21 protein-coding genes are annotated in these 25,994 nt (G+C 74.8%); 13 read left to right on the top strand and 8 right to left on the bottom strand.

Annotated elements, in window-relative coordinates:
- The first annotated feature begins 87 nt into the window (after window positions 1-87).
- Together ACGFIZ_RS14745 and ACGFIZ_RS14740 are read left to right on the top strand one after the other, a co-directional pair.
- Window positions 88-1,161 (top strand): NAD-dependent epimerase/dehydratase family protein, encoded by a 1,074-nt coding sequence (locus ACGFIZ_RS14745; protein ID WP_347667565.1) that lies wholly within the window; start codon window positions 88-90, stop codon window positions 1,159-1,161.
- 245 nt (window positions 1,162-1,406) lie between these two features.
- Window positions 1,407-2,264 (top strand): lysophospholipid acyltransferase family protein, encoded by an 858-nt coding sequence (locus ACGFIZ_RS14740; protein ID WP_393419536.1) that lies wholly within the window; start codon window positions 1,407-1,409, stop codon window positions 2,262-2,264.
- Window positions 2,265-2,335: 71 nt separating this feature from the next.
- On the opposite strand, the gene ACGFIZ_RS14735 is transcribed toward ACGFIZ_RS14740, so the two are convergent.
- The 3 genes from ACGFIZ_RS14735 to ACGFIZ_RS14725 all read right to left on the bottom strand — a co-directional run bounded on the left by ACGFIZ_RS14735 (window position 2,336) and on the right by ACGFIZ_RS14725 (window position 5,627).
- Window positions 2,336-3,331 carry an HAD family hydrolase gene (locus ACGFIZ_RS14735; protein ID WP_393419397.1) on the bottom strand — a complete coding sequence of 332 codons (996 nt, stop codon included), beginning with the start codon at window positions 3,329-3,331 and terminating at the stop codon, window positions 2,336-2,338.
- Between the two features lie 79 nt (window positions 3,332-3,410).
- On the bottom strand, window positions 3,411-4,298 hold the full coding sequence (locus ACGFIZ_RS14730; RefSeq protein WP_393419395.1) for a DUF5667 domain-containing protein: 888 nt from the start codon (window positions 4,296-4,298) through the stop codon (window positions 3,411-3,413).
- Window positions 4,299-4,682: 384 nt separating this feature from the next.
- On the bottom strand, window positions 4,683-5,627 hold the full coding sequence (locus tag ACGFIZ_RS14725; protein ID WP_393419393.1) for an ECF subfamily RNA polymerase sigma factor, BldN family: 945 nt from the start codon (window positions 5,625-5,627) through the stop codon (window positions 4,683-4,685).
- 512 nt (window positions 5,628-6,139) lie between these two features.
- Here ACGFIZ_RS14725 and ACGFIZ_RS14720 point away from each other — a divergent pair.
- From ACGFIZ_RS14720 to ACGFIZ_RS14710, 3 genes are all read left to right on the top strand, one after another.
- Window positions 6,140-7,867, top strand: coding sequence for an AMP-binding protein (locus tag ACGFIZ_RS14720; protein ID WP_393419391.1), 1,728 nt, complete (start codon window positions 6,140-6,142; stop codon window positions 7,865-7,867).
- Window positions 7,857-8,111 (top strand): glutaredoxin family protein, encoded by a 255-nt coding sequence (locus ACGFIZ_RS14715; protein WP_347667570.1) that lies wholly within the window; start codon window positions 7,857-7,859, stop codon window positions 8,109-8,111. Before ACGFIZ_RS14720 ends, ACGFIZ_RS14715 begins: the two co-directional genes overlap by 11 nt.
- A gap of 61 nt (window positions 8,112-8,172) precedes the next feature.
- Window positions 8,173-8,823, top strand: a complete 651-nt coding sequence (locus ACGFIZ_RS14710; protein WP_393419389.1) for an HAD family hydrolase — start codon at window positions 8,173-8,175, stop codon at window positions 8,821-8,823.
- Window positions 8,824-8,939: 116 nt separating this feature from the next.
- Here ACGFIZ_RS14710 and ACGFIZ_RS14705 read toward each other — a convergent pair whose 3' ends face one another.
- Complete coding sequence (locus ACGFIZ_RS14705; protein ID WP_393419387.1) at window positions 8,940-9,158, bottom strand: hypothetical protein; 219 nt, start codon at window positions 9,156-9,158, stop codon at window positions 8,940-8,942.
- A 356-nt stretch (window positions 9,159-9,514) separates the two neighbouring features.
- Between ACGFIZ_RS14705 and ACGFIZ_RS14700 the strand changes: the two genes are divergently transcribed.
- The 6 genes from ACGFIZ_RS14700 (at window position 9,515) to ACGFIZ_RS14675 (ending at window position 16,445) form a co-directional block, all read left to right on the top strand.
- Window positions 9,515-10,285: a redox-sensing transcriptional repressor Rex gene (locus ACGFIZ_RS14700; protein WP_393419385.1), complete on the top strand. Its 771-nt coding sequence runs from the start codon at window positions 9,515-9,517 to the stop codon at window positions 10,283-10,285.
- Complete coding sequence (locus tag ACGFIZ_RS14695; RefSeq protein ID WP_393419383.1) at window positions 10,282-11,625, top strand: glutamyl-tRNA reductase; 1,344 nt, start codon at window positions 10,282-10,284, stop codon at window positions 11,623-11,625. The genes ACGFIZ_RS14700 and ACGFIZ_RS14695 overlap by 4 nt, the downstream gene beginning before the upstream one ends.
- On the top strand, window positions 11,622-12,590 hold the full coding sequence (gene hemC, locus ACGFIZ_RS14690; protein ID WP_393419381.1) for a hydroxymethylbilane synthase: 969 nt from the start codon (window positions 11,622-11,624) through the stop codon (window positions 12,588-12,590). Before ACGFIZ_RS14695 ends, hemC begins: the two co-directional genes overlap by 4 nt.
- Entirely contained in the window at window positions 12,587-14,167 is a 1,581-nt protein-coding gene (locus ACGFIZ_RS14685; RefSeq protein ID WP_347667575.1) for a uroporphyrinogen-III synthase, read from the top strand. The genes hemC and ACGFIZ_RS14685 overlap by 4 nt, the downstream gene beginning before the upstream one ends.
- A 12-nt stretch (window positions 14,168-14,179) precedes the next feature.
- The gene (gene hemB / locus ACGFIZ_RS14680; RefSeq protein WP_393419378.1) at window positions 14,180-15,163 is read left to right on the top strand and encodes a porphobilinogen synthase; all 984 of its coding nucleotides are present in this window, start codon (window positions 14,180-14,182) and stop codon (window positions 15,161-15,163) included.
- An 802-nt stretch (window positions 15,164-15,965) separates the two neighbouring features.
- A complete protein-coding gene (locus tag ACGFIZ_RS14675) occupies window positions 15,966-16,445 on the top strand; it encodes a multiprotein-bridging factor 1 family protein (protein WP_393419376.1) in 480 nt (159 codons plus the stop codon).
- 15 nt (window positions 16,446-16,460) lie between these two features.
- Here the strand turns inward: ACGFIZ_RS14675 and ACGFIZ_RS14670 are convergent, their stop codons facing one another.
- Both ACGFIZ_RS14670 and ACGFIZ_RS14665 read right to left on the bottom strand, forming a co-directional pair.
- Window positions 16,461-17,477, bottom strand: a complete 1,017-nt coding sequence (locus ACGFIZ_RS14670; protein WP_393419534.1) for a GNAT family N-acetyltransferase — start codon at window positions 17,475-17,477, stop codon at window positions 16,461-16,463.
- Between the two features lie 72 nt (window positions 17,478-17,549).
- Window positions 17,550-18,872, bottom strand: a complete 1,323-nt coding sequence (locus tag ACGFIZ_RS14665) for a lytic murein transglycosylase (RefSeq protein WP_393419374.1) — start codon at window positions 18,870-18,872, stop codon at window positions 17,550-17,552.
- Between the two features lie 56 nt (window positions 18,873-18,928).
- Between ACGFIZ_RS14665 and ACGFIZ_RS14660 the strand changes: the two genes are divergently transcribed.
- Window positions 18,929-19,141, top strand: coding sequence for a zinc ribbon domain-containing protein (locus ACGFIZ_RS14660; protein WP_347667578.1), 213 nt, complete (start codon window positions 18,929-18,931; stop codon window positions 19,139-19,141).
- A gap of 236 nt (window positions 19,142-19,377) precedes the next feature.
- The gene (locus ACGFIZ_RS14655; RefSeq protein WP_393419372.1) at window positions 19,378-22,203 is read left to right on the top strand and encodes an ATP-binding protein; all 2,826 of its coding nucleotides are present in this window, start codon (window positions 19,378-19,380) and stop codon (window positions 22,201-22,203) included.
- 116 nt (window positions 22,204-22,319) lie between these two features.
- On the opposite strand, the gene ACGFIZ_RS14650 is transcribed toward ACGFIZ_RS14655, so the two are convergent.
- Together ACGFIZ_RS14650 and ACGFIZ_RS14645 are read right to left on the bottom strand one after the other, a co-directional pair.
- On the bottom strand, window positions 22,320-23,981 hold the full coding sequence (locus tag ACGFIZ_RS14650) for a glycoside hydrolase family 10 protein (protein ID WP_393419370.1): 1,662 nt from the start codon (window positions 23,979-23,981) through the stop codon (window positions 22,320-22,322).
- A 166-nt stretch (window positions 23,982-24,147) separates the two neighbouring features.
- The gene (locus ACGFIZ_RS14645) at window positions 24,148-25,989 is read right to left on the bottom strand and encodes a family 43 glycosylhydrolase (protein ID WP_393419368.1); all 1,842 of its coding nucleotides are present in this window, start codon (window positions 25,987-25,989) and stop codon (window positions 24,148-24,150) included.
- Between the last annotated feature and the right edge of the window lie 5 nt (window positions 25,990-25,994).

The following is a 25,994-nucleotide window of genomic DNA, read 5'->3' as shown; positions in this document are numbered from 1 at the left end:
CGCTTGCCATTGTCGACCCTCGGAGGCTCAGGTGATCAGGCCGTGGTCGTCCCGGCTCGGTCCCGCCTGCCGCAGTAGGTGCGCGACATGACCCCCGGTGGCACCCCCGGTGCCCCGGGGGTGGTCGTCGTCACCGGCGTAGGTCGCTACCTCGGTGCGCACGTCGCCGCCCGGCTCGCCGCCGACCCGCGGATCGAGCGGGTGATCGGCGTCGACCCGGCGGCCCCCAACCCCGAGCTGGCCGGCCTGCTCGACCGGGTGGAACGGATCCGGCTCGACCTGGGCTCGCTCGGCGGCCTCCTGGCCGACCTCGACGTCGACGCCGTGGTCCACCTCGCCCTGGTCACCGCCCCCGACCCGCAGCAGGGTGGGCGGGCGGCGATGAAGGAACAGAACGTCATCGGCACCATGCAGCTGCTCGCCGCCTGCCAGCGGGCGCCCCGGCTGCGCAAGCTCGTCGTCCGCTCGTCGACCGCCGCGTACGGCGCGTCGTTCCGCGACCCGGCGGTCTTCACCGAGGAGACCGAGCCGCGCGAGGTGCCGCGCGGCGGCTTCGGCCGCGACATCCTCGACATCGAGGGGTACGTCCGCGGCTTCCGCCGCCGTCGCCCCGACGTCACCGCCACGGTGCTGCGCTTCGTTCCGTTCATCGGCTCGACCGCGGACACCACGCTGACCCGCTACTTCTCCCAGCCCGTCGTGCCCACGGTCTTCGGGCGCGATCCCCGGTTGCAGTTCGTCCACTTCGACGACGCGCTGGAGGTGCTGCACCGGTCGGTCGCCGAGGAGCACCCGGGGACGTACAACGTCGCCGGCCCGGGGGTGCTCGCCCTGTCCCAGGCGATCCGGCGGGCCGGCCGGGTGGGCGTACCGGTGCTCGAACCGGGCCTGTCCGGGGCCGCCGCGCTGGCCCGCAGCCTCGGCTTCGGCCGCTACGGCCTGGACCAGGTCGACCTGTTCGTGCACGGGCGGGTGGTCGACATCGGCGCGCTGGAACGGGAGTTCGGCTTCACGCCCCGCTCCACCGTCGCCGCCTTCGACGAGTTCATCCGGGCCCACTCCGGCCGTGCCGTGCTGACCCGGAGTCAGTTGGCCGCCGCCGAGCGGGCCGTCCTCGACGGCATCCGCCAGGTGCGCGCGGCCGTACGGGAGCAGTCGTGAGCTCGCCGGAGGAGGAGCGCGGGCGCGCCGGGGCGGGCAGCCGGTACGACGTACCGCTGACCGTGGCCGGGCCGGACGCGGAGCCGGCGCGGCGCAACGGCCACCGCCCCGCCCCGCAGGCCGCCGCCGACCACCCCGCCCCGCAGGCCGCCGCCGACCGGCCGGCCGCGCGGGACGGGGGCGACCCGCTGACGTCGACGCCCGCGCCGGAGCGGCCTGCGGAGCCCGGCCCGCGTGATCCGGCGGTGCCGGACGGGCCCGGCGACGTGTGGGACCGCCGGGTGGCGTCCGGGCTGGCGTTCCTGCGCCGCCGGCTGAGCGGCGACTACGAGGTGGACGAGTTCGGCTTCGACCCGGAGTTGACCGACAGCGTGTTCCACCCGCTGCTGCGGCTGCTCTACCGGGACTGGTTCCGCACGGAGGTCACCGGCCTGGAGCACGTTCCGGCGGACGGGTCCGGGCTGGTGGTCGGCAACCACTCGGGCGCGGTGGCGCTGGACGCCCTGATCCTCTCCGCCGCGCTGCACGACCAGCACCCGGCCCACCGCTACCTGCGGCTCCTCGGCGCCGACCTGGTGTTCCGGATGCCGGTGATGTCCGAGATCGCCCGCAAGACGGGGGCCACGGTCGCCTGCAACCCGGACGCGGAGCGGCTGCTGCGCTCCGGCGAGTTGGTCGGCGTCTTCCCCGAGGGGTTCAAGGGCGTCGGCAAGCTCTACGCCGACCGCTACAAGCTGCAACGCTTCGGCCGGGGTGGCTTCGTCTCGGCCGCGCTGCGCACCGGCACCCCGATCGTGCCGGTCGCCATCGTCGGCGGCGAGGAGATCTATCCGATGCTCGCCGACATCAAGCCGCTGGCCCGGCTGCTCAAGCTTCCGTATTTCCCCGTGACGCCGACGTTTCCGTGGCTGGGGCCGCTGGGCCTGGTGCCGCTGCCGAGCAAGTGGCTGATCGAGTTCTGCCCGCCGATCCCGACCGCGCACCTGACGGACTCGGCCGACGATCCGCTGGTCGTGTTCAACCTCGCCGACCAGGTGCGGGAGACCATCCAGCAGACCCTGCACAGCCTTCTCGAACGCCGCCCGGACCCGTTCGGCCCCTGACCGCCCGGGACTCCGCCGGCTGCGGCACCACCTGGCTACCGGCTCGTCGCGCTACGGCGCCGCGGGCCTGGCTATCGGCGCGTCGCGCGGCGGCGCCGGTGCACCGCGAGACCGGCGGTGACCGCGCCGGCGACCAGCCCGGCCGCCGCCGTCGACGGTACGGCGATCTTGACCGCCCGCCGGCCCGTGCGGAAGTCCCGCACCTCCCAGCCCCGCTGCCGCGCCTGCCGCAACAGGGCGGCGTCCGGGTTGACCGCGACGGCCCGCCCCACCGCGGAGAGCATCGGCAGGTCGTTCGCGGAGTCGCTGTAGGCGGAGCAGCGGGACAGGTCCAGCCCCTCGACCGCGGCGAGCTGGGTGACCGCCTCGGCCTTGGCCGGACCGTGCATCAGGTCGCCGACCAGCCGCCCCGTGTACGCCCCGTCGACCACCTCGGCCACCGTGCCGATCGCCCCGGTCAGGCCCAGCCGGGACGCGATCACCCGGCCGATCTCCACCGGGGCGGCGCTGACCAGCCAGACCCGCTCCCCGGCGGCCAGGTGGCGCTGTGCCAGCCGGCGGGTGCCGGCCCAGATCCGCGGGGCCATCAGCTCGTCGAAGATCTCCTCGGCGAGCCGTTCCACGTCGTCGACCCGCCAGCCCTCGACGAACGCGAGGGCCGCCTCCCTGGCCTGCGACATGTCCCCGGCGTGCTCGGTGGCGAGGACCCGGAAGCGCAGCTGCTGCCAGGCGAAGCGGGCCAGGTCACCCGTGGTGAAGTAGTTGCGGGCGGCGAGCCCCCGGGCTAACCAGTAGATCGACGCGCCCTGCATCATCGTGTTGTCCACGTCGAAGAAGGCGGCGGCGCTCAGGTCGGGGACGGCCGGGGTGGCCTCGGCCTCGGCCTCCGCCCAGCCGGCGGTGTGCCCTCGGGCGTCGACGCTGACCGTGACCTTCCGGGTGCGGGCCACGCGACCTCCCTCGTTCGACGACCCCGAGCCGTGCCTCCCGCGAGGGTAGCCGGACCCGGCTCCGCCCCGGCGGGCCGACGGGGAAGCGCGACCGCGAAAGGAAGGGACCCCTGTCAACGCTGGCGTTGTACAGGGGCCCCTTCCCAACCGTCTGGACGAGGGCTGCCGGTCGTCGGGAACCGGGGCAGGTTGGCGGTCAGCGACCGCCGGGGCAGGCGCCGGGGGTCGGGCCGAGCGTGTCGCTGGCGGCCGGGGCGGGCAGCCCACAGCCGATGGCCGCCCGCAGCCCGTCCGACCGTTCCCGGACCTCCTCCAGCAGGGCCAACGACCGGCGGACGCGGTCGCGTTCCGCCCGGCCGGCCCCGTCGAGCAGCTTGCCGACCGCCCGGCGCTGCCCGGCGAGGAACGTGTCCACCGCGTCCAGGCCGGCCGGATCGGAGCGCTGCACGGCCGTGGTGGTCAGCAGGCGTACGCCCTGGCGGGTGTCGGAGTCCATGTCGTCGAGGACGGCCGCGAAGCCGAGCCGGTCTCCGCGCAGCTCGTCGGCCTCGCCGAGCCGGGTACGGGCGAAGTCGAGGAAGAGCTGCCCCCGGCTGAGGTCCGAGCTGGCCAGCGCGAGCTGGGCCCGTTCCGTCGACCGCTTCATCCCGTACAGGGCGTCGCCGGGCACCGCGTTCTCGCTGGCGGCGGAGATGCCGGAGACGGCGATGGCCCCGGCGGCCACCCCGATCAGGATGGCGCCCCGGGCTCGGGCCCGGCGGGCGGTCACCGCGGGCAGGAAGCTTCGCTGGCCGGCGCCGGCGGCACCCCGCTGGCCGGCCGGCTCGGGCCCGCCCGGCACGGCGGCGGCGCCCACGCCCTCCCGCTCGGCCGTGGCGAGCAGCATCGCGCGCAGCCCGGCGCGGAAGTCCGGGTCCACCTCCCCGGCCGGCGGATCGGTGCCGAGCTGGCGGGCGACCGCGACGAGCGCGGCGAGCTGGTCGTCGCCGCGGGACCGGACGTGGTGACGCCGGCCGCCGTTGGCTTCGTCGAGAAGCTGCGCGAAGCGCTCGGCGCGCCGGCGGGAGAAGAGGTTGCTGTCCACCGCAGGCACCTCCTCTCGCTGGTCGCGGCCGGTCGGCCGCTGTCGTCACCGGCGACCGGTGGCGCGTGTGCCGACGGGCGTGGTGCCGTGGCGGGCGCGCTGCCCGGACCGTGGGACCCGGGAGATGCGGGGCAACCACCGGTCGCATCCGGAGCAACGCTCCGCGCCGGGCACCGGTTACGGGGCCGGCGGAGCCGAAATCACGAAGAGTGATCGGCGCGGGAGGCTGAGCGCCGAACGGCGGGGAAGGGCGTACGGTCCGCGCCGAACCTCGGCGAGCGGCGGCCGGCCGGTGCGGGCGGTGACCGCCGCGTCGGTGGGCGGCCCACGGCGGCGTCGAGTCCCCGCCGACGAAAGCGGTGGCCGGCCCGGCCGGCCATGGGGTCAGGGTTGGAAACCGTCGGGCAGCAGCCGTGCCAGGGCCCGGACCGCGCGGTACTGCAGGGCCTTGATCGCGCCCTCGTTCTTGCCCATCGCCCGGGCGGTCTCGGCCACCGAGAAGCCCTGGAGGAACCGCAGCACGATGCACTCCTGCTGCTCCGGGTTGAGCTGCTTGACGGCGGTGAGCAGGGCGACGTTGGTGATGTGCTCGACCACCGCGGCCTCCGGGCTGCCCTCCGGACCGCGGTCCTCGCGGTCGGCGTCCAGCACGTCGCCGGTGGTCACCTCCAACCGGTAGCGGCCGGACTTGAAGTGGTCGGCGACCAGGTTCCGGGCGATCGTCACGAGCCAGGCGCCGAGGTCGCGGCCCTGCCAGGTGAAGCTGCCGATCCGCTTGAGGGCCCGCAGGAACGTGTCCGACGTGAGGTCCTCGGCAAGTTGGCGGTTGCCGACCCGGAAGTAGACGAACCGGAAGACGGTGTCGACGTACCGGTCGTAGAGCAGGCCGAACGCCTCGGCCTCGCCGGCCTGGGCGCGCTCGACGAGGGCCCAGACCTCGGTCGCCGGGTCGGAGGGGTCGGGACGGCTGGGGTAGCCGGTCGGCCCGCCGCCCGTCGCCCCGGCCGCCGGCACCGCCGGCAGCACCGCCGTCTCCGTGGTGGACGGATCGGCGGCCGACGGGGTGTCGGCGCTGCGCCGGCCCTGGGCCGGCATGGTCGGCCGGCCGGGCAGTGCGACCCGGCCGCCGTTGCCGCCGGGCGTGGTAGGGCGGGCCGGTGCCTCGTTGTGGTGCGACCGGTTGCGCAGCCGCCGGGACGTCCCGTCGCCGCGCACCGCGAGCCTCGACAGGTCGTCGGCTGGGCCCCCGGCGGCGAGCCGTTCGTTGAGGGCGGCCCGCGCGGCCGCGGTCAGTCCGTTCAGTCGCTCAACGTAGCCGTAGCTGGTCATCGTGCCTCCCCGGTCCCGCGCGACGCCGGCCGCCGGGACGCCGTGGTGCGGGCGCGTCCACGGTGGTCGGGCAGGGCTCGTCCGGGACGTGCCGACGCGCGGCAGATCCCCTTGAGGTGCTGGTCCAATGCGCTCACAGGCACGGGGGCCTCCTCGGGCTGAGGGGTGTCGACTCACGGCAAATGGGGTGAGCCGACCCGAGTGATGATAGGGCCAACGTCACCCGCGCGTGGCAAGTCCGTTACACAGAGCGGAAGTATTTCCCGCTCCGTCGCACCGATGGCGGACCGGTTGTCCGTCGTGTGCGATTGACTTTCGGCGCGGCGGGTGGTTCGGTTCCAGTCCCAGGTCAGGGCGCCGGGCCGGGCCCGTCGACCGGCCCGCCGGCGGCCCTCGCGCACGGCGGCGGGGGAGGTTTCGCCGCCTCCCCAGGGGCGCGACGGCGCTCTGTTCCCGACGGCGACGCGCTCGGGCATGGTCGGCGGCCCGGCGCTGTGCCAGACTCAGCGACCGTGCAGGACGCAGCTGACAGCTCCGCCCCGAACCTCGCCGACCGGCTGCGCCGGGCGGCCGTCGACCACGGCGACCGCCCCGCGCTGCACTGGCGGGACACCACCCTGACCTGGTCCGAACTGGACGCCGCCGTCACCGCCGTCGCGTGGGCCCTGGCCGCCGCCGCGCCGGACGGCCACACACCCTCCGTGACCGGGCGGGTCCCACCGGCGGCTGCCCCGGGCACCCGGCCGGCCCCGCCGACCGGCGGCGCGGGGCACCCGGCGCGGGTCGCGATCGCCCTGCCCAACACGCCCGACTTCGTGATCAGCTATCTGGGCACGCTGCGCGCCGGCCTGGTCGCGGTGCCGGTGAACCCCGGCTTCACCGGCCCGGAGCTGCGGCACGTCCTGGCCGACTCCAGCGCCACCGTGCTGATCTGCACCGACCGGGTCCGGGGCCTGGTCGCCGGCTGCGCCGGGGAGCTGCCCGCGCTCGCCGCGGTGCACACCGCCCCGCCGACCGCCGCGGGCGGCCAAGAGCCGACCCGGGACGCGGGCGCCGGGGAGCGGGCCGCCGACGCGGAGTTCCCGCGACGCGGCGGCGACGACCTGGCCACCCTGCTCTACACCTCGGGCACGGAGGGACTGCCGAAGGGGGCGATGCTGCCGCACCGGGCGCTCGCCGCCAACCACGCGCAGGTGGCGCGGATCTCCCCGCCGGTGGTCGGGCCCGAGGACACCGTGCTGCTGGCCCTGCCGCTGTTCCACGCGTACGGGCTGAACTCGGGGCTGGGGGCCGTCGTCCACCACGGCGCGACCGGGGTGCTGGTCGAGGACGTCGCGTCGCCCGGCGCGCTCGCCGAGATCGCCCGGCACCGGGTGAGCGTGCTCGTCGGCGTACCGTCGATGTTCCTGGCCTGGGCAACGGCGGACCGGGACGCGGTGACGGCGGCCATGGCATCGGTCCGGCTGGCGGTCTGCGGCGCGGCCCCGCTGGAGCCCGCCGTCGCCGCGCGCTTCACCGAGGCGACCGGCCGCGCGGTGCACGTCGGGTACGGCCTGACCGAGACCGCCCCGGTGCTCACCTCCACCCTGGTCGGCGGGGCGCCGAAGGCCGGCTCGATCGGCCGCCCGCTGCCCGGCGTCGAGCTGCGCCTCGTCGGCGCGGACGGGGCCGACCTGTGGCGCGACGGGGTGGCCGAGCCGGACGACGACGCCGACGAGCTGGACCTGACCGTCGGCTCGCCGGGCACCGACCCCGGCGAGATCGTGGTACGCGGGGCGAACCTGTTCGCCGGGTACTGGCCGGACGGCCGGGGCGGCCCGGACGCGGACGGCTGGTGGGCCACGGGCGACGTCGCGTACGCCGACGCCGACGGGGACCTGTTCCTGGTCGACCGGCTCGGCGAGCTGATCCTGGTCAACGGCTTCAACGTCTACCCGCACGAGGTCGAGCTGGTGCTCGCCGCGCATCCCGGCGTGGCCGAGTCGGCCGTACTGGGTGTGCCGCACCCGCGGACCGGGGAGACTGTCCGGGCGTACGTGGTGCCGGCGCCGGGACGTCCGGTGACCGGCGAGGAGCTGCTCGCCCACTGCGCCCGTAACCTGGCCCGGTTCAAGTGCCCGACCGCCGTCGAGTTCGTCGACACGCTGCCGCACTCGGCGATCGGGAAGGTGCGCAAGACCCAGCTCAGGCCGGTGCCGTTCCCGGCCGACACCAGCACGGAGGTACCCGATGGCCACTGACGCCCGGCTCACCCTGATCACCCGGCCCGGCTGCCACCTGTGCGACGACGCCAAGGCGGCGCTCGACCGGGTGGTGGCGGTCACCGGGGACCGGTGGGTGGAGTGGGACGTGACCGACGACGTCGAGCTGGAGCGCGAGTACGGCGACCGGCTGCCGGTGGTGCTGCTCGACGGCAAGGAGCACGGCTACTGGCGGGTGGAGGAGGACCGGCTGCTGCGGGACCTGACGACCCCGCAGCTCTGAGCGCGCCCAGGCCCGCGCCCCGTGCCCGGGGCGGTGGCGGGCGGGCCCTATGGTGCTGCCCATGACCCCTGCGCGCCCCCATCTGGTGTGGGACTGGAACGGCACCCTGCTCAACGACCTCAGCCTGGTGGTGACCGCCACCAACGCCGCGTTCGCCAGCGTGGGCGGGCCGAGCGTGACCGCCGCCGAGCACCGGGTGCGGTTCCGCCGGCCGGTCGCCCACTACTACGCCGAGGTGCTGGCGCGGGCCGTCGACGACGAGGAGTTCGGCCGGCTGGACCGGATCTTTCACGACGCGTACCGGGAGGGGTTGACCACCTGCGCGCTGGCCGACGACGCGGCGGTGGCGATGGCCGCCTGGCCCGGCAGCCAGTCGCTGCTGTCCATGTGGTTCCACGACGAGCTGGTGCCGGCCGTGCGCACCTACGGGCTGACGGGCCGGTTCACCCGGGTGGACGGGCTGCGCGCCACGACCGGCGGGGACCGCAAGGCGGAGTCGCTGGCGCGCCACCTTACCGAGCTGGGGGTGGACGGCCGCGAGGTGGTGCTGATCGGCGACTCGCTCGACGACGCCGATGCCGCCCTGTCGGTCGGCGGCCGGGCCGTCCTCTACACCGGCGGCTTCACCGACCCGGACCGGCTGCGCGCCTCCGGCCACCCGGTCGCGGACACCCTCACGGAGGCGGTGACCCTGGCCGCCACCCTCGCCTGACGCGCCCCTGGTCGGCGTGATCATGGAGTTGACGGCCTCCGCCCCGGCGTGTCGCGCCGCCAGGTCCATGATCACCGGGCCGGGCCGGGCCGGGGCGCCGGCCCACCAGGTGACGGTCACCACGAAGGTGACGATGGCCACGGGGAGCTTGAGGATCCCGTGGGCCAGGTCGAGCCAGGACTGAGCCCCACGCCGAGCGCCAGCCCCACCAGCAGCACCACGAAGCTGGCCAGCGCCAGGGGGAAACCGAGCAGGACGTACCCGGAGTCGCGGAGCAGTTGGCGGGAGGCGGCGGGCGCGGCGGCGGGCGGGTCGTCCACGGTGGCGGCGGTCATGGTCCGAGGCTAGGTAGCGCGGCGCCCCGTGTCCCATCCCGCCGGCCACCCGTTCCGGGTGGTGCCAGCCCTACCGCGGGCCGGCCATCGGGGCGTGTGATTGGTGAAAGAAGTCGGGATTGAGCAATAATCGGCGCGCGGCCGAACAGGGGTCCGCATAACGATCTTGTGGGACGGAGGGGCAGGTGGGGGCGGGTCGCCGGTCTTCAAGATCGCGATTTGTGCGTCTCTTCACAAGCGCCTACTCTGTAATTCCGACGCGTCCTGCTAGCTCAGCCGGCAATCTCGGTCGCCAGCGGGAGTCCCGACACGGCCGGCCACTGGAGCTGGCCGAGGATCGCACCGCACGGAGTCTCATGAGTCAGCACCGTCACCCTGGCGCGCCCGGTCGCGCCGGTGCCGTACCGGCGCTTCCGGACCTGCCCGAGGCGACCGTCGCGCGGCTCCCCGAGTACCTCCGCGCCCTGCACAACCTCGCCGAGTCCGGGCACGAGACCATTTCCAGCGAGGGCCTGGCCGGCGCCGCCGGGGTCAACTCCGCGAAGCTCCGCAAGGACCTCTCCCACCTCGGCTCGTACGGCACCCGCGGCGTCGGCTACGACGTCGCCCTGCTGGTCGACCAGATCGAGTTCGTGCTCGGGCTCACCCAGCGGCGGGCCGTCGCGCTGGTCGGCGTGGGTAACCTCGGTCACGCCCTGGCCGGCTACGACGGCTTCGCCAGCCGCGGCTTCCGGATCGCCGCGCTGCTCGACGCGGACCCGTCCCGGGTGGGCGAGGAGATCAACGGCCTGGTCGTCCGGCACGTCGACGAGCTGCCCCGGATCGCCGCCGAGGAGTCGATCGCGATCGGCGTGATCGCCACCCCGGCCGGCGCCGCCCAGGCCGTCGCCGACCAGCTGGTCGAGGTCGGGGTGACGAGCATCCTCAACTTCGCGCCGTGCGTACTCTCGGTGCCGGAGGGCGTCGACGTGCGCAAGGTCGACCTCGCCATCGAGCTGCAGATCCTGTCCTTCCACGAGCACCGCAAGGCGTCGCTGACCGCGTTGCCCGCCACCGGCGGGTCCGCCCTCACCGCCCTGCCCGGCGGGCTTGCGGACACCGACACCCAGGAGGCGACCGGCACGTGAAACTCCTCGTCGTCGGCACGTCCTACCGCACCGCTCCGGTCGCCGCCCTGGAGCAGCTGGCGGTCGCCCCCGCCGACCTCACCCGCACCCTGGACCGCCTGATCGCCCGGCCGTACGTGAGCGAGGCGGTGCTGGTCTCCACCTGCAACCGGGTGGAGGTCTACGCCGCCGTGTCCGGTTTCCACGGCGGGCTCGGCGACATCTGCGCCGTCCTCGGCGAGCACGCCGGGACGCCACCGGCCGCCCTGGCCAACCACCTCTACGTGCATTACGACGCCGCCGCCGTCGACCACGTCTTCCGGGTCGCCGCCGGGCTGGACTCGATGGTCGTCGGCGAGGCGCAGATCCTCGGCCAGCTCCGTGACGCGTACCACTGGGCCACCGGGGCCGACGCCGCCGGCCGGCTGCTGCACGAGCTGATGCAGCAGGCGCTGCGGGTGGGGAAACGGGCGCACGCGGAGACCGGCATCGACCGGGCCGGCCAGAGCGTGGTCACCGCCGCGCTCGACCTGGCCGCCGCGCTGCTCGACGGCGACCTCGCCGGCCGTCCCGCCCTGGTGGTCGGGGCCGGCGCGATGGGCGCGCTGGGCGTGGCGACGCTCTCCCGGCTCGGCGCGGGGCCACTCACCGTGACCAACCGGGGGACCGACCGGGCCGTGCGGCTGGCCGAGTCGTACGGAGCCAGCGCGGCGCCGATGGCCGAGCTGACCAACGTGCTCTCCACAGTGGACATCGTAGTGGCCGCCACGGCGAGCACCGAACCGGTCCTCACCCGCGAGGTGGTGGCCCGCGGGCTCGCCGGCCGCTACCCCGGGCGGGGTCCGCTGGTCCTGCTCGACCTCGCCGTTCCGCGCGACGTGGAGGCGGGCGTGGCCGAGCTGGGCGGTGTCGAGGTGATCGACATCGACCGGATGGCGGCGCTGCTCGCCGACGGGCCGGCCGCCACCGACGCGGCCGCCGTCGAGCGGATCGTGGCCGCCGAGGTCGACTCCTTCCTCACCTGGCTGCGCGGCGCCGACGTGGCCCCGACCGTGGCCGCGCTGCGCGGTCGGGCCGAGGACGTGGTCAGCGCCGAGCTGCGCCGGCTGGCCCAGCGCCGCCCCGACCTCACCGAGGAGCAGCGCGCGGAGGTCGCCCGGACGGTGCACCGGGTGGTGCAGCGGCTGCTGCACCAGCCCACCGTGCGGGTCCGCCAGCTCGCCGCCGAGTCGGGCGGCGACCAGTACGCCGCGCTGCTGCGCGAGCTGTTCGACCTCCAGGTTCCGCAGACGTCCCCGGTCGACACCGTCCCCGATGTGGTCGACACCGAGACCACCCCGTACCCCGGAGGTGAGAGATGATCGCCCCCCTGCGCCTCGGCACCCGGGGCAGCGCGCTGGCGATGGCCCAGTCCGGCCAGGTCGCCGCCGCGCTCACGGCCGCGACCGGCCGCGAGGTCGAACTTGTCGAGGTGGTCACCGCGGGCGACCGCTCGGCCGCCCCCGTGCACCGGCTCGGCGTCGGCGTGTTCGTCTCCGCGCTGCGCGACGCCCTGACCGCCCGGACGATCGACTTCGCGGTGCACTCCTACAAGGACCTGCCCACCGCGGCGGCCCCCGGGCTGCACATCGCGGCCGTGCCCGTCCGGCAGGACCCGCGCGACGCGCTGGTGGCCAGGGGCGGGCGGACGCTCGCGGAACTGCCGCCCGGTGCCCTGGTCGGCACCGGCGCGCTGCGCCGCATCGCGCAACTGCACGCGCTCGGGATGGGGCTGGAGATCACCCCGATCCGCGGCAACATCGACACCCGCCTCGCGCGGGTGCTCGGCCCGGACGCCGACCTCGACGCGGTCGTCCTGGCCCGGGCCGGGCTGGCCCGGATCGGCCGGCTCGACGTGATCACCGAGACGCTCGACCCGATGCTCATGCTGCCCGCGCCCGCCCAGGGCGCGCTGGCCGTGGAGTGCCGCGTCGACGACGCGGACCTGGTCGAGCTGCTCGCGGTGCTCGACCACGCACCGTCCCGGGCCGCGGTCAGCGCGGAACGGGCGCTGCTGGCCACCCTGGAGGCCGGGTGCAGCGCACCCGTCGCCGCCTACGCCGAACTCGCGGAGGGCGACGCCGGCGATGAGATTTACCTGCGCGGGGCGGTGATCAGCCCGGACGGTACCCGAGACCTCCGGCTGTCCCGCACCGGAACGCCCGCCGACGCGGCGGAGATCGGCAAGGCACTCGCCGCCGAACTCCTCGAACTCGGCGCCGACTCGATCCTCGGCCAAGAAGGACACGCCGGCCCGGGGACCCAGCAATTTGGGAGCACAGAATGACCCGCACCCGTAAGCCCGTAGGCCGCATCGCGTTCGTCGGGGCCGGCCCCGGCGACCCGGGCCTGCTGACCCGCCGGGCGCACGACGCCCTGGTCGACGCCGACCAGGTGGTGTACGACCGGGGCATCCCCGAGTCGCTGCTCGACGCCGTCCGCGCCCAGGCCAAGCCCGACGCCGAATTCACCCCCGCCGAGGGCGTGCCCGGGGACGTGGCGAAGGTGCTGATCTCGGCCGCCCGGTCCGGCCAGAACGCGGTGCACCTGGTCGCCGGCGACCCGTTCGGCCACGATTCGGTGGTCAAGGAGGTACAGGCGGTCGCGCGTACCGCGGCGCACTTCGAGGTGGTGCCGGGCATCGGCCAGGCCGAGGGCGTGGCCACGTACGCGGGCCTGCCGCTGCCCGGCGTGCGTACCGCCGCCGACGTCGAGGACGTCACCACGCTGGACTTCGAGGCGCTGGCCGCGGCCGTCAACCGGGGCTCGCTGGCGATCGCCGTGGACGCCGGCGACCTGGCCGCCGTGCGCGACGGCCTGCTCGCCGCCGGGGTGGACGGCACCACCGCCGTGGGCGTGACCGGCGACGGCACGGGGGAGACCCAGTACACGACCACGTCGACCGTGGACTCCTTCGTCGCGGCGGCACTCGGCTTCACCGGCCGCGTCGTGCTCACCGTCGGCGCGGGCGTCGGCGAGCGGGACACGCTGAGCTGGTGGGAGAACCGGCCGCTGTACGGCTGGAAGGTGCTCGTACCCCGGACCAAGGAACAGGCCGGCGTGATGAGCGCCCGGCTGCGCGCGTACGGGGCCATCCCGTGCGAGGTGCCGACCATCGCGGTCGAGCCGCCGCGCACCCCCGCCCAGATGGAGCGGGCGGTCAAGGGCCTGGTCGACGGCCGGTACGCCTGGGTGGTCTTCACCTCCGTCAACGCGGTGCGCGCGGTGTGGGAGAAGTTCGCCGAGCACGGCCTGGACGCCCGGCACTTCGGTGGTGTCAAGATCGCCTGTATCGGCGAGGCGACCGCCGACGCCGTCCGCGCGTTCGGCATCCAACCGGAGCTGATCCCGTCCGGCGAGCAGTCGTCCGAGGGGCTGCTGGCCGAGTTCTCGCCGCACGACGAGATCCTCGACCCGGTGGGCCGGGTGCTGCTGCCGCGCGCCGACATCGCCACCGAGACCCTCGCCGCCGGGCTCACCGAGCGCGGCTGGGAGGTCGACGACGTGACCGCGTACCGGACCGTCCGGGCGGCCCCGCCGCCCGCCGAGATCCGGGACGCGATCAAATCGGGCGGGTTCGACGCGGTGCTCTTCACGTCGTCCTCCACCGTGCGGAACCTGGTCGGCATCGCCGGGAAGCCGCACACGCGTACCGTTGTCGCCGTCATCGGGCCCAAGACGGCGGAGACGGCGACGGAGTTCGGCCTGCGGGTCGATGTGCAGCCGCAGAACGCCTCGGTGCCCGACCTGGTGGAGGCGCTCGCCGCCTACGCCGTCGAGCTGCGCGAGAAGCTCGCCGCCATGCCGGCCAAGCAGCGCCGCGGCTCGAAGGTGCAGGGCCCCACCGCCCTCAGGTTCCGCTGACAGGAGGCCCCCGTGCCGTACCCCGAGATCCGGCCCCGCCGGCTGCGCCGCAACGCGGCCGTGCGGCGGCTGGTCACCGAGACCCGCGTCGACCCGGCCGAGCTGGTCGTGCCGATGTTCGTGAAGGAGGGGCTGACCGAGCCACGGCCGATCGCCTCGCTGCCGGGGGTGCTCCAGCACTCCCGGGACTCGCTGCGCAAGGCGGCCGCGGAGGCGGTGCAGGCCGGCGTGGGCGGGATCATGCTGTTCGGGGTGCCGGCGTCGCGTGACGAGCGCGGCTCCGGCGGGATCGACCCGAACGGCATCCTCAACGTCGCCATCCGGGACGTGGTCTCCGAGGTCGGCGACGCCACCGTGGTCATGAGCGACCTCTGCCTGGACGAGTTCACCTCGCACGGGCACTGCGGGCTGCTCACCCCCGACGGCGGCGTGGACAACGACGCCACCCTGGCCGCGTACGCCGAGATGGCGGTCGCCCAGGCCGCCGCCGGGGTCCACGTGGTCGGGCCGTCCGGGATGATGGACGGCCAGGTCGGCGTCGTCCGGCGGGCCCTCGACGCCGCCGGTTACACCGACGTCGCCGTGCTCGCGTACGCCGTGAAGTACGCCTCCGCGTTCTACGGACCGTTCCGGGACGCGGTGGAGTCGGCCCTGGAGGGCGACCGGCGCACCTACCAGCAGGACCCGGCGAACCTGCGCGAGTCCCTGCGCGAGGTGGAGCTGGACGTCGCCGAGGGCGCCGACATGGTGATGGTCAAGCCGGCCCTGCCCTACCTCGACGTGGTGGCGGCGGTCCGGGCCGCGGTGGACGTCCCGGTCGCGGCCTACCAGGTCTCCGGCGAGTACGCGATGGTCGAGGCGGCCGCCGTGAACGGCTGGCTCGACCGGGAGCGGGTCATGCTGGAGACGCTCACCTCGATCCGCCGGGCCGGCGCCCAGATCATCCTCACCTACTGGGCGGTCGAGGCCGCCCAGCTCCTGCGTCAGCGCTACTGACCGCGGCCGGCGACGTCCCGGCCGGTGCGCTCGACGGCCCCGGTCGCGTCCGTCGGCGGGTCCGGGCCGGTTCGGCGGCGGCCTCGCGTCGCGTTTGTCGGCGGGTCCGGGCCGGTTCGGCGGCGGCCTCGCGTCGCGTTTGTCGGCGGGTCCGGGCCGGTCCGGCGGCGGCCTCGCGTCGCGTTTGTCGGCGGGTCCGGGCCGGTTCGGCGGCGGCCTCGCGTCGCGTTTGTCGGCGGGTCCGGGCCGGTCCGGTGGCGGGTCCTGGGTCGCGTCCAGCGGCGGGCCTGTCCGGCGCTGCCTCTCCTCGCCTCCCACCCACACTCGACTTTTCCCCCTTTGCTCTGCACCTGCCCGCGCACAGCTCACGGACAGTGACGGTTGCGCCGGTGGGTGCAGAGCAAAGGGCCGTGAAAGACATGTGTTGGCCGGGCGAGCCATGAGGGCCCGGGCGCCATGAGGGCCCGGGCGGGCCAGGGCGTTGACCGAGGGTCCGGCTGCCGCGGTTTCCACAGGATGCCGGGTTGTCCACAGGCGCGGCCGGCGGGATTGCGGACGACCGGCGGCCGGCGGAAGGCTGGACCTCATGGCAGCCTTCGACCACGAGCCTGACCAGCCGGAGCGGCTCGACCAGTCAGACGGGCGACAGCACCCGGAGCGTTTCACGCCTGACGGACCGGACGGACCGGATAGACCCGGCGGGCCTGACCAAACCGGCGGACCCGACGAGCCCGGCGGACCCGACGAGCCCGACGGGCCTGACGCGCCGGGAGGCGATGTCGGCGGCGACGAGCGGCCGACGATGTTGAGCGAGCCGTTCGACATTCCCTGGCCGGCGGCTGGGATCGTACGGGCCGTCCGCCGCCGCGCCGACGCCAGCCAGCGGGAGCTGGCCCGGTGGGCGGGGGTGCATCCGTCCACCATCGGACGGATCGAGGCGGGCGCGCTGGTGCCCAGCATCGCCATGCTGCGGCGGCTCATCGCGGTGGCGGGCTTCCGGCTCGCCGTCGTGGACGAGTTCGGCCGGGTGCTCAAGCCGATGCGCGACCGCGACGACGCGCGGGACGGGGCGGGGCGGCGCTACCCGTCGCACCTCGACACCATCCTCGACCCGGAGCCGGGGGAGTGGTGGGCCGACATCTACGGGCTGGCCCGCCCGCCGGAGACCTTCTACCGGAACCGGGCGGTGCGGGACGCGATGCGCCGGCGCAGCCAGTGGGAGGTACGGGTGGCCAAGTACCGGCACGTGCCGCCACCGCCGCGCGTTCCGCCGACCGGGTGACGGCCCGTTCGCGCGTCAGCGGCCCGCGTCGAGGCGGTGCACCAGCTCCGCCACGTCCACGCTGTACTCGCACCACTCCCGGTCGGGGCGGTAGCCCAGCTCGGCGTTGACCTTGAGCATCGCCTCGTTGGCCTGGGCGTTCCAGGTCTGCACCTCGGTCAGCTCCGGCTCGGCCGAGCGCAGCTCCAGCAGCATCCGCGCCTTGATCGCCCGGTCGATCCCGTAGCCCCGGTGGTCCTGCACCACGATCGTGTCGTACTGGTCGGCCCGGGTCGGGTGCTGCGCCGGCACGACCAGCTCGGTCAGCCCGGCCACCTCGCCGGTCCGGTCGTGGGTGGCGAGCACGATGTACGGCTTCATGCCCCGGCGGTGCAGTGTGTCGATGCTGTCCCGCAGCCGCTCCGGGTCGTACGAGCTGGGGCGCAGTTCGCCGTCACCGAGGTCGCGCACCTCGGCCTTCGCCCGCGCGTACGCCTCGATCAGGTCGTCCGGCGGACCGCCCGGGCAGAACTCCACGCGGTAGCCCGCGCCGACTCCCGTGGCCATGGCGGCCAGCGCCGACCAGTCCACCGCGGACAGGTCCAGCACGCTGCGCGTCTCCACGTACTCCCGGTTGAAGCCGAGCGCCTCGTAGAAGGCCACGGCCGGAGTGTCGCCGACGACCTCGACGCCGATGGACTGGAAGCCCTCCTGGTAGACCCGGCGGGCGGCCAGCCGGACCAGGTCCCGGCCCAGGCCGCTGCGGCGCACCGACGGGTGGACCAGCACCTCCAGGACGCCGATGTCGCCGAGCATGAGCACCTGGACGTGGCCGAGGATCGCGCCGGGCTCGCCCTCGGCGCCCGCCCCCGCCTGGGCCACCCATGAGATCCGCCGCTCGCCGGGCATCACCTCGGAGAGGTACTCCCGCAGCGAACTCTGCCGCCAGGGCGGATCCTGCGGAAGGTCGGCCGCGAACACCGCGTTCAGCGTGTCCAGTAGCGACGCGATCTCGACGGACGACGCGGTCCGGGGATCCCACTCGCGCACCATCACCCGTCTAGCTTGCCGTCAACGGCAGCGCGGGGGAAGTGTCCAGTTCTCCAATGTACGCAGACGATCACGTCACGTACGCCGGCTGGCGACCCCGTACTCGTTGGCCTTGTCGAAGACGTCCTGCGCGTATCGGCGGACGTCGTTGTATGACAGGATGGCGCCCCACCAGTCGCCCGGGATCGTCATGTTCCGGCCGCCCTTGCACAGGTAGTTGCCGGCGGCCAGGGCGGCGTCGTCCAGGTCGTGCGGATCCTTCCGGCCGTCGTTGTCCGCGTCCGCCCCGATCTCCTGCCAGGTCGTCGGGATGAACTGCATCGGGCCGATCGCCCGGTCGTAGGTGGTGTCCCGGTCGTGCAGCCCCCGGTCGGTGTCCCTGATCAGCGACCGGCCGCCCTTGCCGTCGAGCGGGTCGCCGATGATCTCCGGCAGCGCCCGCGCGTCCGGCCCGAGGGTCGCGCCGTTGGCCTGCCCGTGCCGGGACTCGACGTACCCGATCGCGGCCAGTGTGGTCCAGCTGAGCTGGCAGCTGCGGTTGGTCTCCGCGAGCACCAGCTCCGCGTAGCCGTACGCCTGCATCGCGATCGGCGAGATGCCCACCTTCGCCCCGGTCTGCTGGGCCCACGCGGCGAGGGCGTCGGCGGGCCGGCCGGTCGCCGCCGGAACGCCGGGCAGCCCGCCCGGCGTGGCGGTCGCGCCCGGGAACCCGGGCAGCCCGGTCGGCGCCGGCGCGCCGGAGATCCCGGGCAGGGCTCCGCCCGGGGTGCCGGTGGCGTCGACCGCGGCCGGGCGGGGCTTCGGCGCGGTGGCCGGCACCACGAGCGCTCCGGCCGCCGCTGTCGCCCCGACCAGGGCGAGCAGGAACAGCCCGGACATCGTGAGGCGCCCGGCCGGCCGGCGCGACCACGCCCGGGTGGCCCGCGCGGCGGCGGCCACCGCCTGCCGCGGCGGAGGCATGCGTACGGCGTGGGCGAACGGCACCCGGCGCCGCCGGCCCCCGGCCGACTCCCCGCCGTCGACGCCGTCCGTCCCGGCGTCTCCTGCCTCGTCCCCCTTGACGCCCTCGGCTTCCTCCGCCTTGGCATCCCCGGTGGCGTCCGCCTTGGCACCCTCGGCTGCGTCCGCCTTGACGCCCCCGGTCTCGTCCGCCGTGGTGCCCTCGACGCCGTCCGCCTTGACCTTTACGGCCGCGTCCCCCGGCTTCTCGGGCTTCGCGGCTGCGTCGGCGGCGTCCGGCCCCCCGGCGGGCGCGGGCGTCTCGGTCGGCTGCTCCGACCTCAGCCACGGCCGGCGGGGTCGGGGCAGCCGATCGTGCGCCGGGCCGCCGCCCGGTTCCTCGGGGGGCGCGGCCGGACGCAGGGGTCGATCCGTCGCGCTCTCCTCGCCGTCCACCACCCGTCGAGTATCGCCCATGTCCCGCCCGGCGTCAGGACCGGTCGTACCCTTGTGTCATGCCCCGGTACGAGTTCCGCTGCCGCGCCTGCGGCGACACCTTCGAGGTCAACCGTCCGATGGCGCAGGCCGGCGAGCCGGCGCCCTGCCCTCAGGGGCACGCCGACACGGTCAAGCTGCTGTCCACGGTGGCCGTGACCGGTCGCGGCGGCCCGGGCGCCGCCCCGGCCCCGTCCGGCGGGGGCTGCTGCGGCGGCGGCTGCGGCTGCTGACCCCCACCCTCGCCGCCTCCTGACGCGGTGGCCTCCGGCGGGGCTCCGGGCCCCGGCCGGTCCGTCATCGTGCCCGTTCGACCCCGCCGGCGTATGACGACGCCGGCGACGCCGGCGACGCCGGGCCAGACTCCACTGGCACCTTTGGGTCGGCGTCTGCCCGACCGTTCTCACGATGCGTGACCGGGCGACCATAGTGCAGCATGTATCGAACGTCACGGGCGGAGGTTCGACGCATGTCGCCAGGTATCCACCTCCCGACGGGCTGGGTGACCTTCGTGTTCACCGACATCGAAGGCTCGACGCGTCTGGCCCAGCTGCTCGGCCCGGGGTACCGGCCGGTGTTGTGGGAACACCGCCGCCTGCTGCGCCGCACTCTGGCCGGTACGCAGGGCGCGGAGCTGCTGACCGAGGGCGACTCGTTCTTCATCGCGTTCCCGGACGCCGCCGCGGCGCTGACCGCCTGCCTGACGGCGCAGCGTGCGCTGGCCACCCACGAGTGGCCGGCTCCGGAGGCCGTGCCCCGGGTCCGGATGGGACTGCACACGGGCTGGGCCGAGCCGCGCGACGGCGAGTACGCCAGCGCGGAGGTGCACCGCGCCGCCCGGGTCGCCGCCGCGGCGCACGGCGGGCAGGTGCTCTGCTCGGGGGCCACCGCCCGGCACGCCGAGTCGTTGCCGGAGGGCGCGTCCCTGCTCGACCTCGGCCTGCACCGGCTGCGCGGCTTCGACGACCGGGAACGGCTGTTCCAGCTCGTCGCGCCCGGCCTGGAACGGCAGTTCCCGCGCCCGCGTACCGCCGACGCGGCGGCGCACAACCTGCCGACCCAGGTCACCTCGTTCGTCGGCCGGGAAGCCGAGCGGGCCGAACTGCGGCGGCTGGTGCGGGAGCACCGGCTGGTCACCGTGCTCGGCGCGGGCGGGGCCGGCAAGACCCGGCTGGCCGTCGAGCTGGCCGGTGGGCTGGTCGACGAGTATCCGGACGGAATCTGGTTCGTCGACGTGGCCGCGGTGACCGACCCGGGGCTCGTGGCGTTCGCGGTCGCCGCCGTGCTGGGGCTGCGCCCGGAGCCAGGCCGGCCCATGGTGGACACCCTCGTCGAGTACGCCGCCGTACGCCGGATGCTGGTCCTGCTGGACACCTGCGACGCCCAGCCGGCCGCGTCGGCGGAGGTGATCTCCCGACTGCTCGCCGGCGGCGGTGGCGTGCGGGTGCTGGCGACCAGCCGTGAGTCCTTCGGGCTGCCGGGGGAGGTGGTGTGGCGGATCCCGCCGCTGTCCGTGGAACCCCGGCCGGACGGCGCGGAGAGCGACGCCGTGGCGCTGCTGCTCGACCGGACGGCGGCGGCCCGGGGCGGGCGGGCGCCGGACCCGGCCGAGTCGGCCGACCTGCGGCGGGTGGTGCGGCGCCTCGACGGGCTGCCGCTCGCCATCGAGTTGGCCGCCGCCCGGCTGCGGGTGCTCTCCGTCGGGCAGCTCGCGGAACGCCTCGACGACGTCCTCGGCACGCTGGACGCGGGCCGGCAGGAACCGGTCCCGCCGCCCGGGAGCGGCTGGACGGGCGACCCGCAGGCATCCGTCGACCTGGTGGAGGCCGCGTCCGGCGATGCCGCGGACGCCCCGGTGGCGCGGCGACCGGCCAGCGAGCGGCACCTCACCTTGCAGGCCACCGTCACGTGGTCGTACCGGACATTGGGGGCGCGGGCGGCGCGGCTGCTGCGCTGGCTGGCGGTCTTCGCCGGGCCGGTCGACCTGCCGACGGTGGAGTGGCTGCTCGACGACGATCCGCTCGACCCGCTGTCCGTGCTGGTGGACAAGTCGATGATCCTGGCCGAGCCGCACGCCTCGGGCAGCACCTACCGGATGCTCGACCCGATCCGGGCGTACGCGGCCCGCCAGCTGGTGCAGGCGGGCGAGGAGCGGGCGGCCCGGGACCGGCACCTGGCCTGGGCGACGCACGCGCTGACGCGCGCCCGGCTGGGGCCGGACGGCCGTCCGGCCACGCTCTCGCTGTACGCCCTCGACCCCCTCGCGAAGGAGTTGCGCGCCGCCCTGCGCTGGTGCGCCACCGGCGGCAGCGCCCGCGCCGGGCTGCGCCTGGCCGGCGCGCTGGACCAGTGGTGGCGGGAGCGCGGGCTGGCCCGGGAGGGGCGACTCTGGCTGTTCCGGCTCTACGGCCGCATCGCCGAGACCGGCGAGTCCATTCCGGACGCCGAGCTGGCGGCGGCGTACCACATGCACTCGCTGCACGCCGGCGCGGACGGCGAGTTCACCGAGGAGCTGCGCTTCTCCCAGCAGGCCGAGGCGGCGGCCCGGCAGGCCGGCGACGCGGGGCTGCTGGCCCGGGTGCTGGCCGGGCGGGCCGCCCCGCTGATCGACATGGGGCAGCTCGCCGAGGCCGAGCGGGTCTGCCGTGAGGTCATCGACTGGGCGCACGAGCGGGGCGTGGCGTCCGACGCGCTGTTCGCCGTACTCCGCCTCGCCGAGCTGCTGTGGCGGCGCGGCGCGCTGGCGGAGGCGGCGGAACTGCTCGGCGCGGCGCGACCGATCGAGGCGACCCGCCCGGCGGACCGGGGCCGCCGGTCGGTCGACATGCTGCTCGGCATGGTGGCGCTGGCCCGGGGCGATCTCGTCGCGGCGCACGAGCACCTGCTGGTCGCGCTGCGGTCCCGGATGACCCACGGCTTCCACCGGCGGGCCTGCGACACGCTCAACGCGGTCGCGGTGCGCTGCGCCGACGGGGGAGACCCGTGCACCGCCGCCCGGCTGTTCGGCGCGGCCGAGGCGACCCGGGCGAGCCTGCGCTCGACGCCGGGCATCTACGGCCCCTACTGGGCGGAGCAGCAGGCGGAGCTGCGCGGCACGCTGGGCGACGCGGCCTTCGACGTCGCGTACGGCGAGGGCAGCGAGCTGGGCCTGGAGGAGGCGGCGGCGCTGGCGCTGGGCGTGGAGCACCCCGACCTGGGCGCGGACTCGACGCGGTTCGGCGCGGCCGGCGCTGCCGTCCTCCGCCGGCGCGCGGAGTCGGGGCGACGGCCGGCCGGCCGTACGGAGCGGGCCTGAGCCGGGCGACCCTACCGCGTCGAAGGGGCTCCGCCGGACAGCGTTTGGGGGCATGTGTCGAAACAGACGAAAGCCCCGGGACGACGCGGCGTCCCGGGGCCCTCTCACCGTGGGCGTCAGTGCACGAAGCGCGGCGGGCTCGCCTGGCTCTCGTTGTACAGCCGGTCCAGCGCGGTCACGTGGTAGGTGTGCCGCTGGCCCGCCCCGGCGGTGGTGTCCACCCAGGACTGCACGGCGCCGGGGGTGGCCCGGACCGTGGCGACCAGGTGGGATGCGTCGGCCAGGTCACACGCGCCGACCGGGCTGTTCCCGTCGAGCCGGTAGATCGCGTACGAGGTGGCCGTGCCGAGCGGCCCCGCCCCGTCGGCGGGGTGGCGCCAGCTCAGCCGTACGCCGTCGTCCTGCCGCTCGACGTCGGTGACGACCGGCGCCAGCAGCGGCTCGGCCGGCAGGTGCGGCATCGCCGGCACCAGGGCCGGGCGGGAGTAGTGCTCGGCGGCGTAGATGTCGGTGGCCCCGAGCCGGTTCGCCCGCACCTGGACGGCCGAGAAGTGCACGTTGCCGAGCACCTCCGGGTACGCCCGGTTGAGCGTCAGGTGGTCCGACAGCTCGCGCGGGTTCATCCAGAACGACCCGTAGACCGGCTCACCGCTCTTGTAGTCGGCCTGGCCGATGTAGAGCTGCACGCGGGTGCCGCGGACCTGCTCGGCCCACCACGGCACCAGGCGGGCGTAGTCGGCCGCCGGGTACTGCCCGATGTACCAGTACAGCTGCGGAACGACGTAGTCGATCCACTCTTCCTTGATCCACGTACGGGTGTCGGCCGAGATGATGTCGTACGACTGGCTGCCGGTGGTGTCCGAGCCCAGCGGGTCGGCCGACTTGTTGCGCCAGATGCCGAACGGGCTGACGCCGAACTTCACCCACGGCTTGACCGCCTTGATCTTGGCGTTCATCTCCTGGACCAGCAGGTTGATGTTGTCCCGCCGCCAGTCGGCCTTGTTGGTGAAGCCCCGGTTGTACGCCGCGAAGGTCGCGTCGTCCGGCACCTGGTGGGTGCCGCTCGGGTACGGGTAGAAGTAGTCGTCGAAGTGCACGCCGTCGATGTCGTACCGCTCGACGGCGTCCATCATCGCGGTCTGGACGAACTCGCGGACCTCGGGGATGCCGGGGTTGTAGTAGAGCCGGCTGCCGGCGACGCCGGCCGGCGGGTACGCGAACACCCAGTCCGGGTGCTGCCGGACCGGGTGGTTGGGCGCGAGCTTCGAGATGTCCGCGCCGGCGCCGCCCGGGGCCGGCATGGAGACCCGGTACGGGTTCATCCAGGCGTGGAACTCCAGGTTTCGCTTGTGCGCCTCCTCGACGACGAACGCCAGCGGGTCCCAGCCCGGGTCCTGCCCGCGCACGCCGGTCAGGTACTCCGACCACGGCTCGACCTGCGAGGGCCAGAACGCGTCGGCGGTGGGGCGGACCTGGACCACGACGGCGTTGTGGTTGAGCCGCTGCGCCAGGTCGAGCCAGGCCAGGTACTCCGCCTTCTGCTTGGCGATCTGGTCGGGCGCGGTCTGCGACGCCTTGGTGGGCCAGTCGATGTTCGTCACCGACGCGATCCACAGGGCCCGGAACTGCCGCTTCGGCGTGGCCGGGTCGGTCGTGCAGGTGGGGGCGGTCGCGGTCGCGTCGGTCTCCGCCGCGCTGGCGGCGGTGGGGGAGGCGGCGACGAGCGCGCCGAGGAGGGCTACGGCCAGCCCGGCGGCTCTGAGCCGAGTTGCCTTCATCCGGTGCGTCCCTTCGTTGGGGCTCGGCGTGGCAGGGGGAGAGGCGACGGACACCGGGGCATATCCGGCAAGATTCGCCGCAGACTGTCTGTCGCTGGTAGGAAATTTTCACATCGGGCGGGGGTGGCGCAAGTGTTCTCGCAAGATCCGCCCCTCCCGCCACCCCCTACGGGCGCGGCTGGGGGGTGCCCGTCGGGCCGTGGACGACGGGTCGGCCGTCGACCCAGGTGACCTCGTCCAGCCAGACCTGGCGCCCCGGGTCGGTCGTGCCCTCCTGCCCGGGCGGCCAGGCGTGGTACAGCAGCCACGTCCGGCCGTCCTTGACGACCATCGAGGCGTGCCCGGGGCCGGACGCGACCGCGTTGCTCCGCAGGATCGGGTTCTCGGCGGCCTTGACGCACGGCCCCGTGGGCGACTCGCAGACCGCGTACCCCTCGGCGTACACCTTCCGGTTGTAGGCGTTCGCGGCGAAGAAGAGGTACAGCCGGCCGTCCCGGCGGTGGAAGAACGGCCCCTCCACCAGCGCGCCCTCCCAGGGCTCGGTCTGCTTCAGCAGCAGCGTCGGCTCGCCCACCAGCCGCAGCCCGTCGGTCGACAGGCGCTGCACCCAGATCCAGGTGTCCACTCCGACGGCGTTGCCGTCGTTCTTCCACAGCAGCCAGAGGCTGCCGTCGTCGTCCCGGTACGGGCTGGCGTCGATCGACCCGCCCAGCTCCGCCTGGCAGACGAGCGGGCTCGCCGAGTCGTCCCGGTACGGCCCCTCCGGGGCGCTCGCCACCGCCCGCCCGACGCACTGCCGCCCCGACTCCCGCCCGGCGGCGGTGTAGTAGAGCACGAAGCGGCCGGGGGCGAGCTGGATCGCCTCCGGGGCCCAGGTCTTCCCCGCATCCGCCCAGCCCGGCAGCTCCGGCAGCGCGTCCCCGGCCGCGGCCCAGTCGACCAGGTCGGGGGAGGTGAGCACGGGCACGTTGCGCCCGCCGCCGTTGGTGTGGAACAGGTACCAGGTCTGTCCGACCCGGATCGCCTGCGGGTCGGGGGCGTTGGTGCGTACCACGGGGTTGGTGAACATGCGGGCGTCACTCCGGGGGGTCGAAGGGGTCGGGCCGGCGCACCCGGCGGCCAGCAGCACGGCGGCGAGCGGTGCGGCGGCGCGGGCCGCCGCACCGCGCCGCCACGAGCGGGCCGTCATCCCTTCAGCCCGCTGCGCGAGACGCCCTGGATGATGTGCCGCTGGGCGAGGACGAACAGCAGCAGCACCGGCACGCTGGCCAGCACCGCGCCCGCCATCACCACCGGGTAGTCCGTGATGTACGCGCTGGAGCAGGCCCAGCCCCGGCGGCAGGGTCAGCTGCTCCGGGCTGAACAGCACGTAGACCGGCCAGAGGAAGTCGTTCCAGTTGGTGAGGAACGACAGCACCGCGAGCGTGGCCAGGGCCGGCTTCGACAGCGGGAGCAGCACCCGGACGAAGATCTGCCAGTGGTTCGCCCCGTCGAGGACGGCCGCCTCCTCCAGCTCGCCGGGGATGGACAGGAAGAACTGGCGCAGGAAGAACACCCCGAACGCGCTCGCCGCACTCGGCACGACGACCGCGGCGAGGGTGTCGAGCCAGCCCAGCCGCTCCACGATCACGAAGTTCGGGATGATCAACGAGGTGGGCGGGACGAACAGGGTGCCCACGATCAGGGCGAAGCCCACCCCGCGCCCGCGAAAGCGCAGCCGGGCCAGGGCGTACGCGGCCGTCGAGGCGGTGGCCAGCACCAGCAGCGCGTGCAGCGTGGCGGCCAGCATGCTGTTGAGGAACCAGCGCAGCACCGGGCTCTCGGCGTTGTTCAGGATCCGTTCGTAGCCGTACCCGGAGAACGGGTTCGGCAGCCAGTCCGGCGGGATCCGCTGCGCGCCGCCGTACGTCTTCAGCGACGTCAGGATCATCCAGAGCAGCGGCACCACGAACACCAGGGCCAGGAGCACCAGGACCGTGTAGCGGCCGGCGCGGCGGAGTGTGGTCATGGTCG

The organism is Micromonospora sp. NPDC048830 (assembly GCF_043198215.1).
Taxonomy (GTDB): Bacteria; Actinomycetota; Actinomycetes; order Mycobacteriales; family Micromonosporaceae; genus Micromonospora.
Note: the sequence above shows the minus strand (reverse complement) of the source record. Positions and strands in the feature narration are given on the sequence as shown.

Bases quoted from the DNA above. Each gene is read 5' to 3' on its own strand.
- ACGFIZ_RS14745 (WP_347667565.1), top strand. From the start codon at position 88: ATGACCCCCGGTGGCACCCCCGGTGCCCCGGGGGTGGTCGTCGTCACC.
- ACGFIZ_RS14725 (WP_393419393.1), bottom strand. From the start codon at position 5,627: ATGACCAGCTACGGCTACGTTGAGCGACTGAACGGACTGACCGCGGCC.
- ACGFIZ_RS14715 (WP_347667570.1), top strand. From the start codon at position 7,857: ATGGCCACTGACGCCCGGCTCACCCTGATCACCCGGCCCGGCTGCCAC.
- ACGFIZ_RS14710 (WP_393419389.1), top strand. From the start codon at position 8,173: ATGACCCCTGCGCGCCCCCATCTGGTGTGGGACTGGAACGGCACCCTG.
- ACGFIZ_RS14705 (WP_393419387.1), bottom strand. From the start codon at position 9,158: ATGACCGCCGCCACCGTGGACGACCCGCCCGCCGCCGCGCCCGCCGCC.
- ACGFIZ_RS14700 (WP_393419385.1), top strand. From the start codon at position 9,515: ATGAGTCAGCACCGTCACCCTGGCGCGCCCGGTCGCGCCGGTGCCGTA.
- hemC (WP_393419381.1), top strand. From the start codon at position 11,622: ATGATCGCCCCCCTGCGCCTCGGCACCCGGGGCAGCGCGCTGGCGATG.
- ACGFIZ_RS14685 (WP_347667575.1), top strand. From the start codon at position 12,587: ATGACCCGCACCCGTAAGCCCGTAGGCCGCATCGCGTTCGTCGGGGCC.
- ACGFIZ_RS14675 (WP_393419376.1), top strand. From the start codon at position 15,966: ATGTTGAGCGAGCCGTTCGACATTCCCTGGCCGGCGGCTGGGATCGTA.
- ACGFIZ_RS14670 (WP_393419534.1), bottom strand. From the start codon at position 17,477: ATGGTGCGCGAGTGGGATCCCCGGACCGCGTCGTCCGTCGAGATCGCG.
- ACGFIZ_RS14660 (WP_347667578.1), top strand. From the start codon at position 18,929: ATGCCCCGGTACGAGTTCCGCTGCCGCGCCTGCGGCGACACCTTCGAG.
- ACGFIZ_RS14655 (WP_393419372.1), top strand. From the start codon at position 19,378: ATGTCGCCAGGTATCCACCTCCCGACGGGCTGGGTGACCTTCGTGTTC.
- ACGFIZ_RS14650 (WP_393419370.1), bottom strand. From the start codon at position 23,981: ATGAAGGCAACTCGGCTCAGAGCCGCCGGGCTGGCCGTAGCCCTCCTC.
- ACGFIZ_RS14645 (WP_393419368.1), bottom strand. From the start codon at position 25,989: ATGACCACACTCCGCCGCGCCGGCCGCTACACGGTCCTGGTGCTCCTG.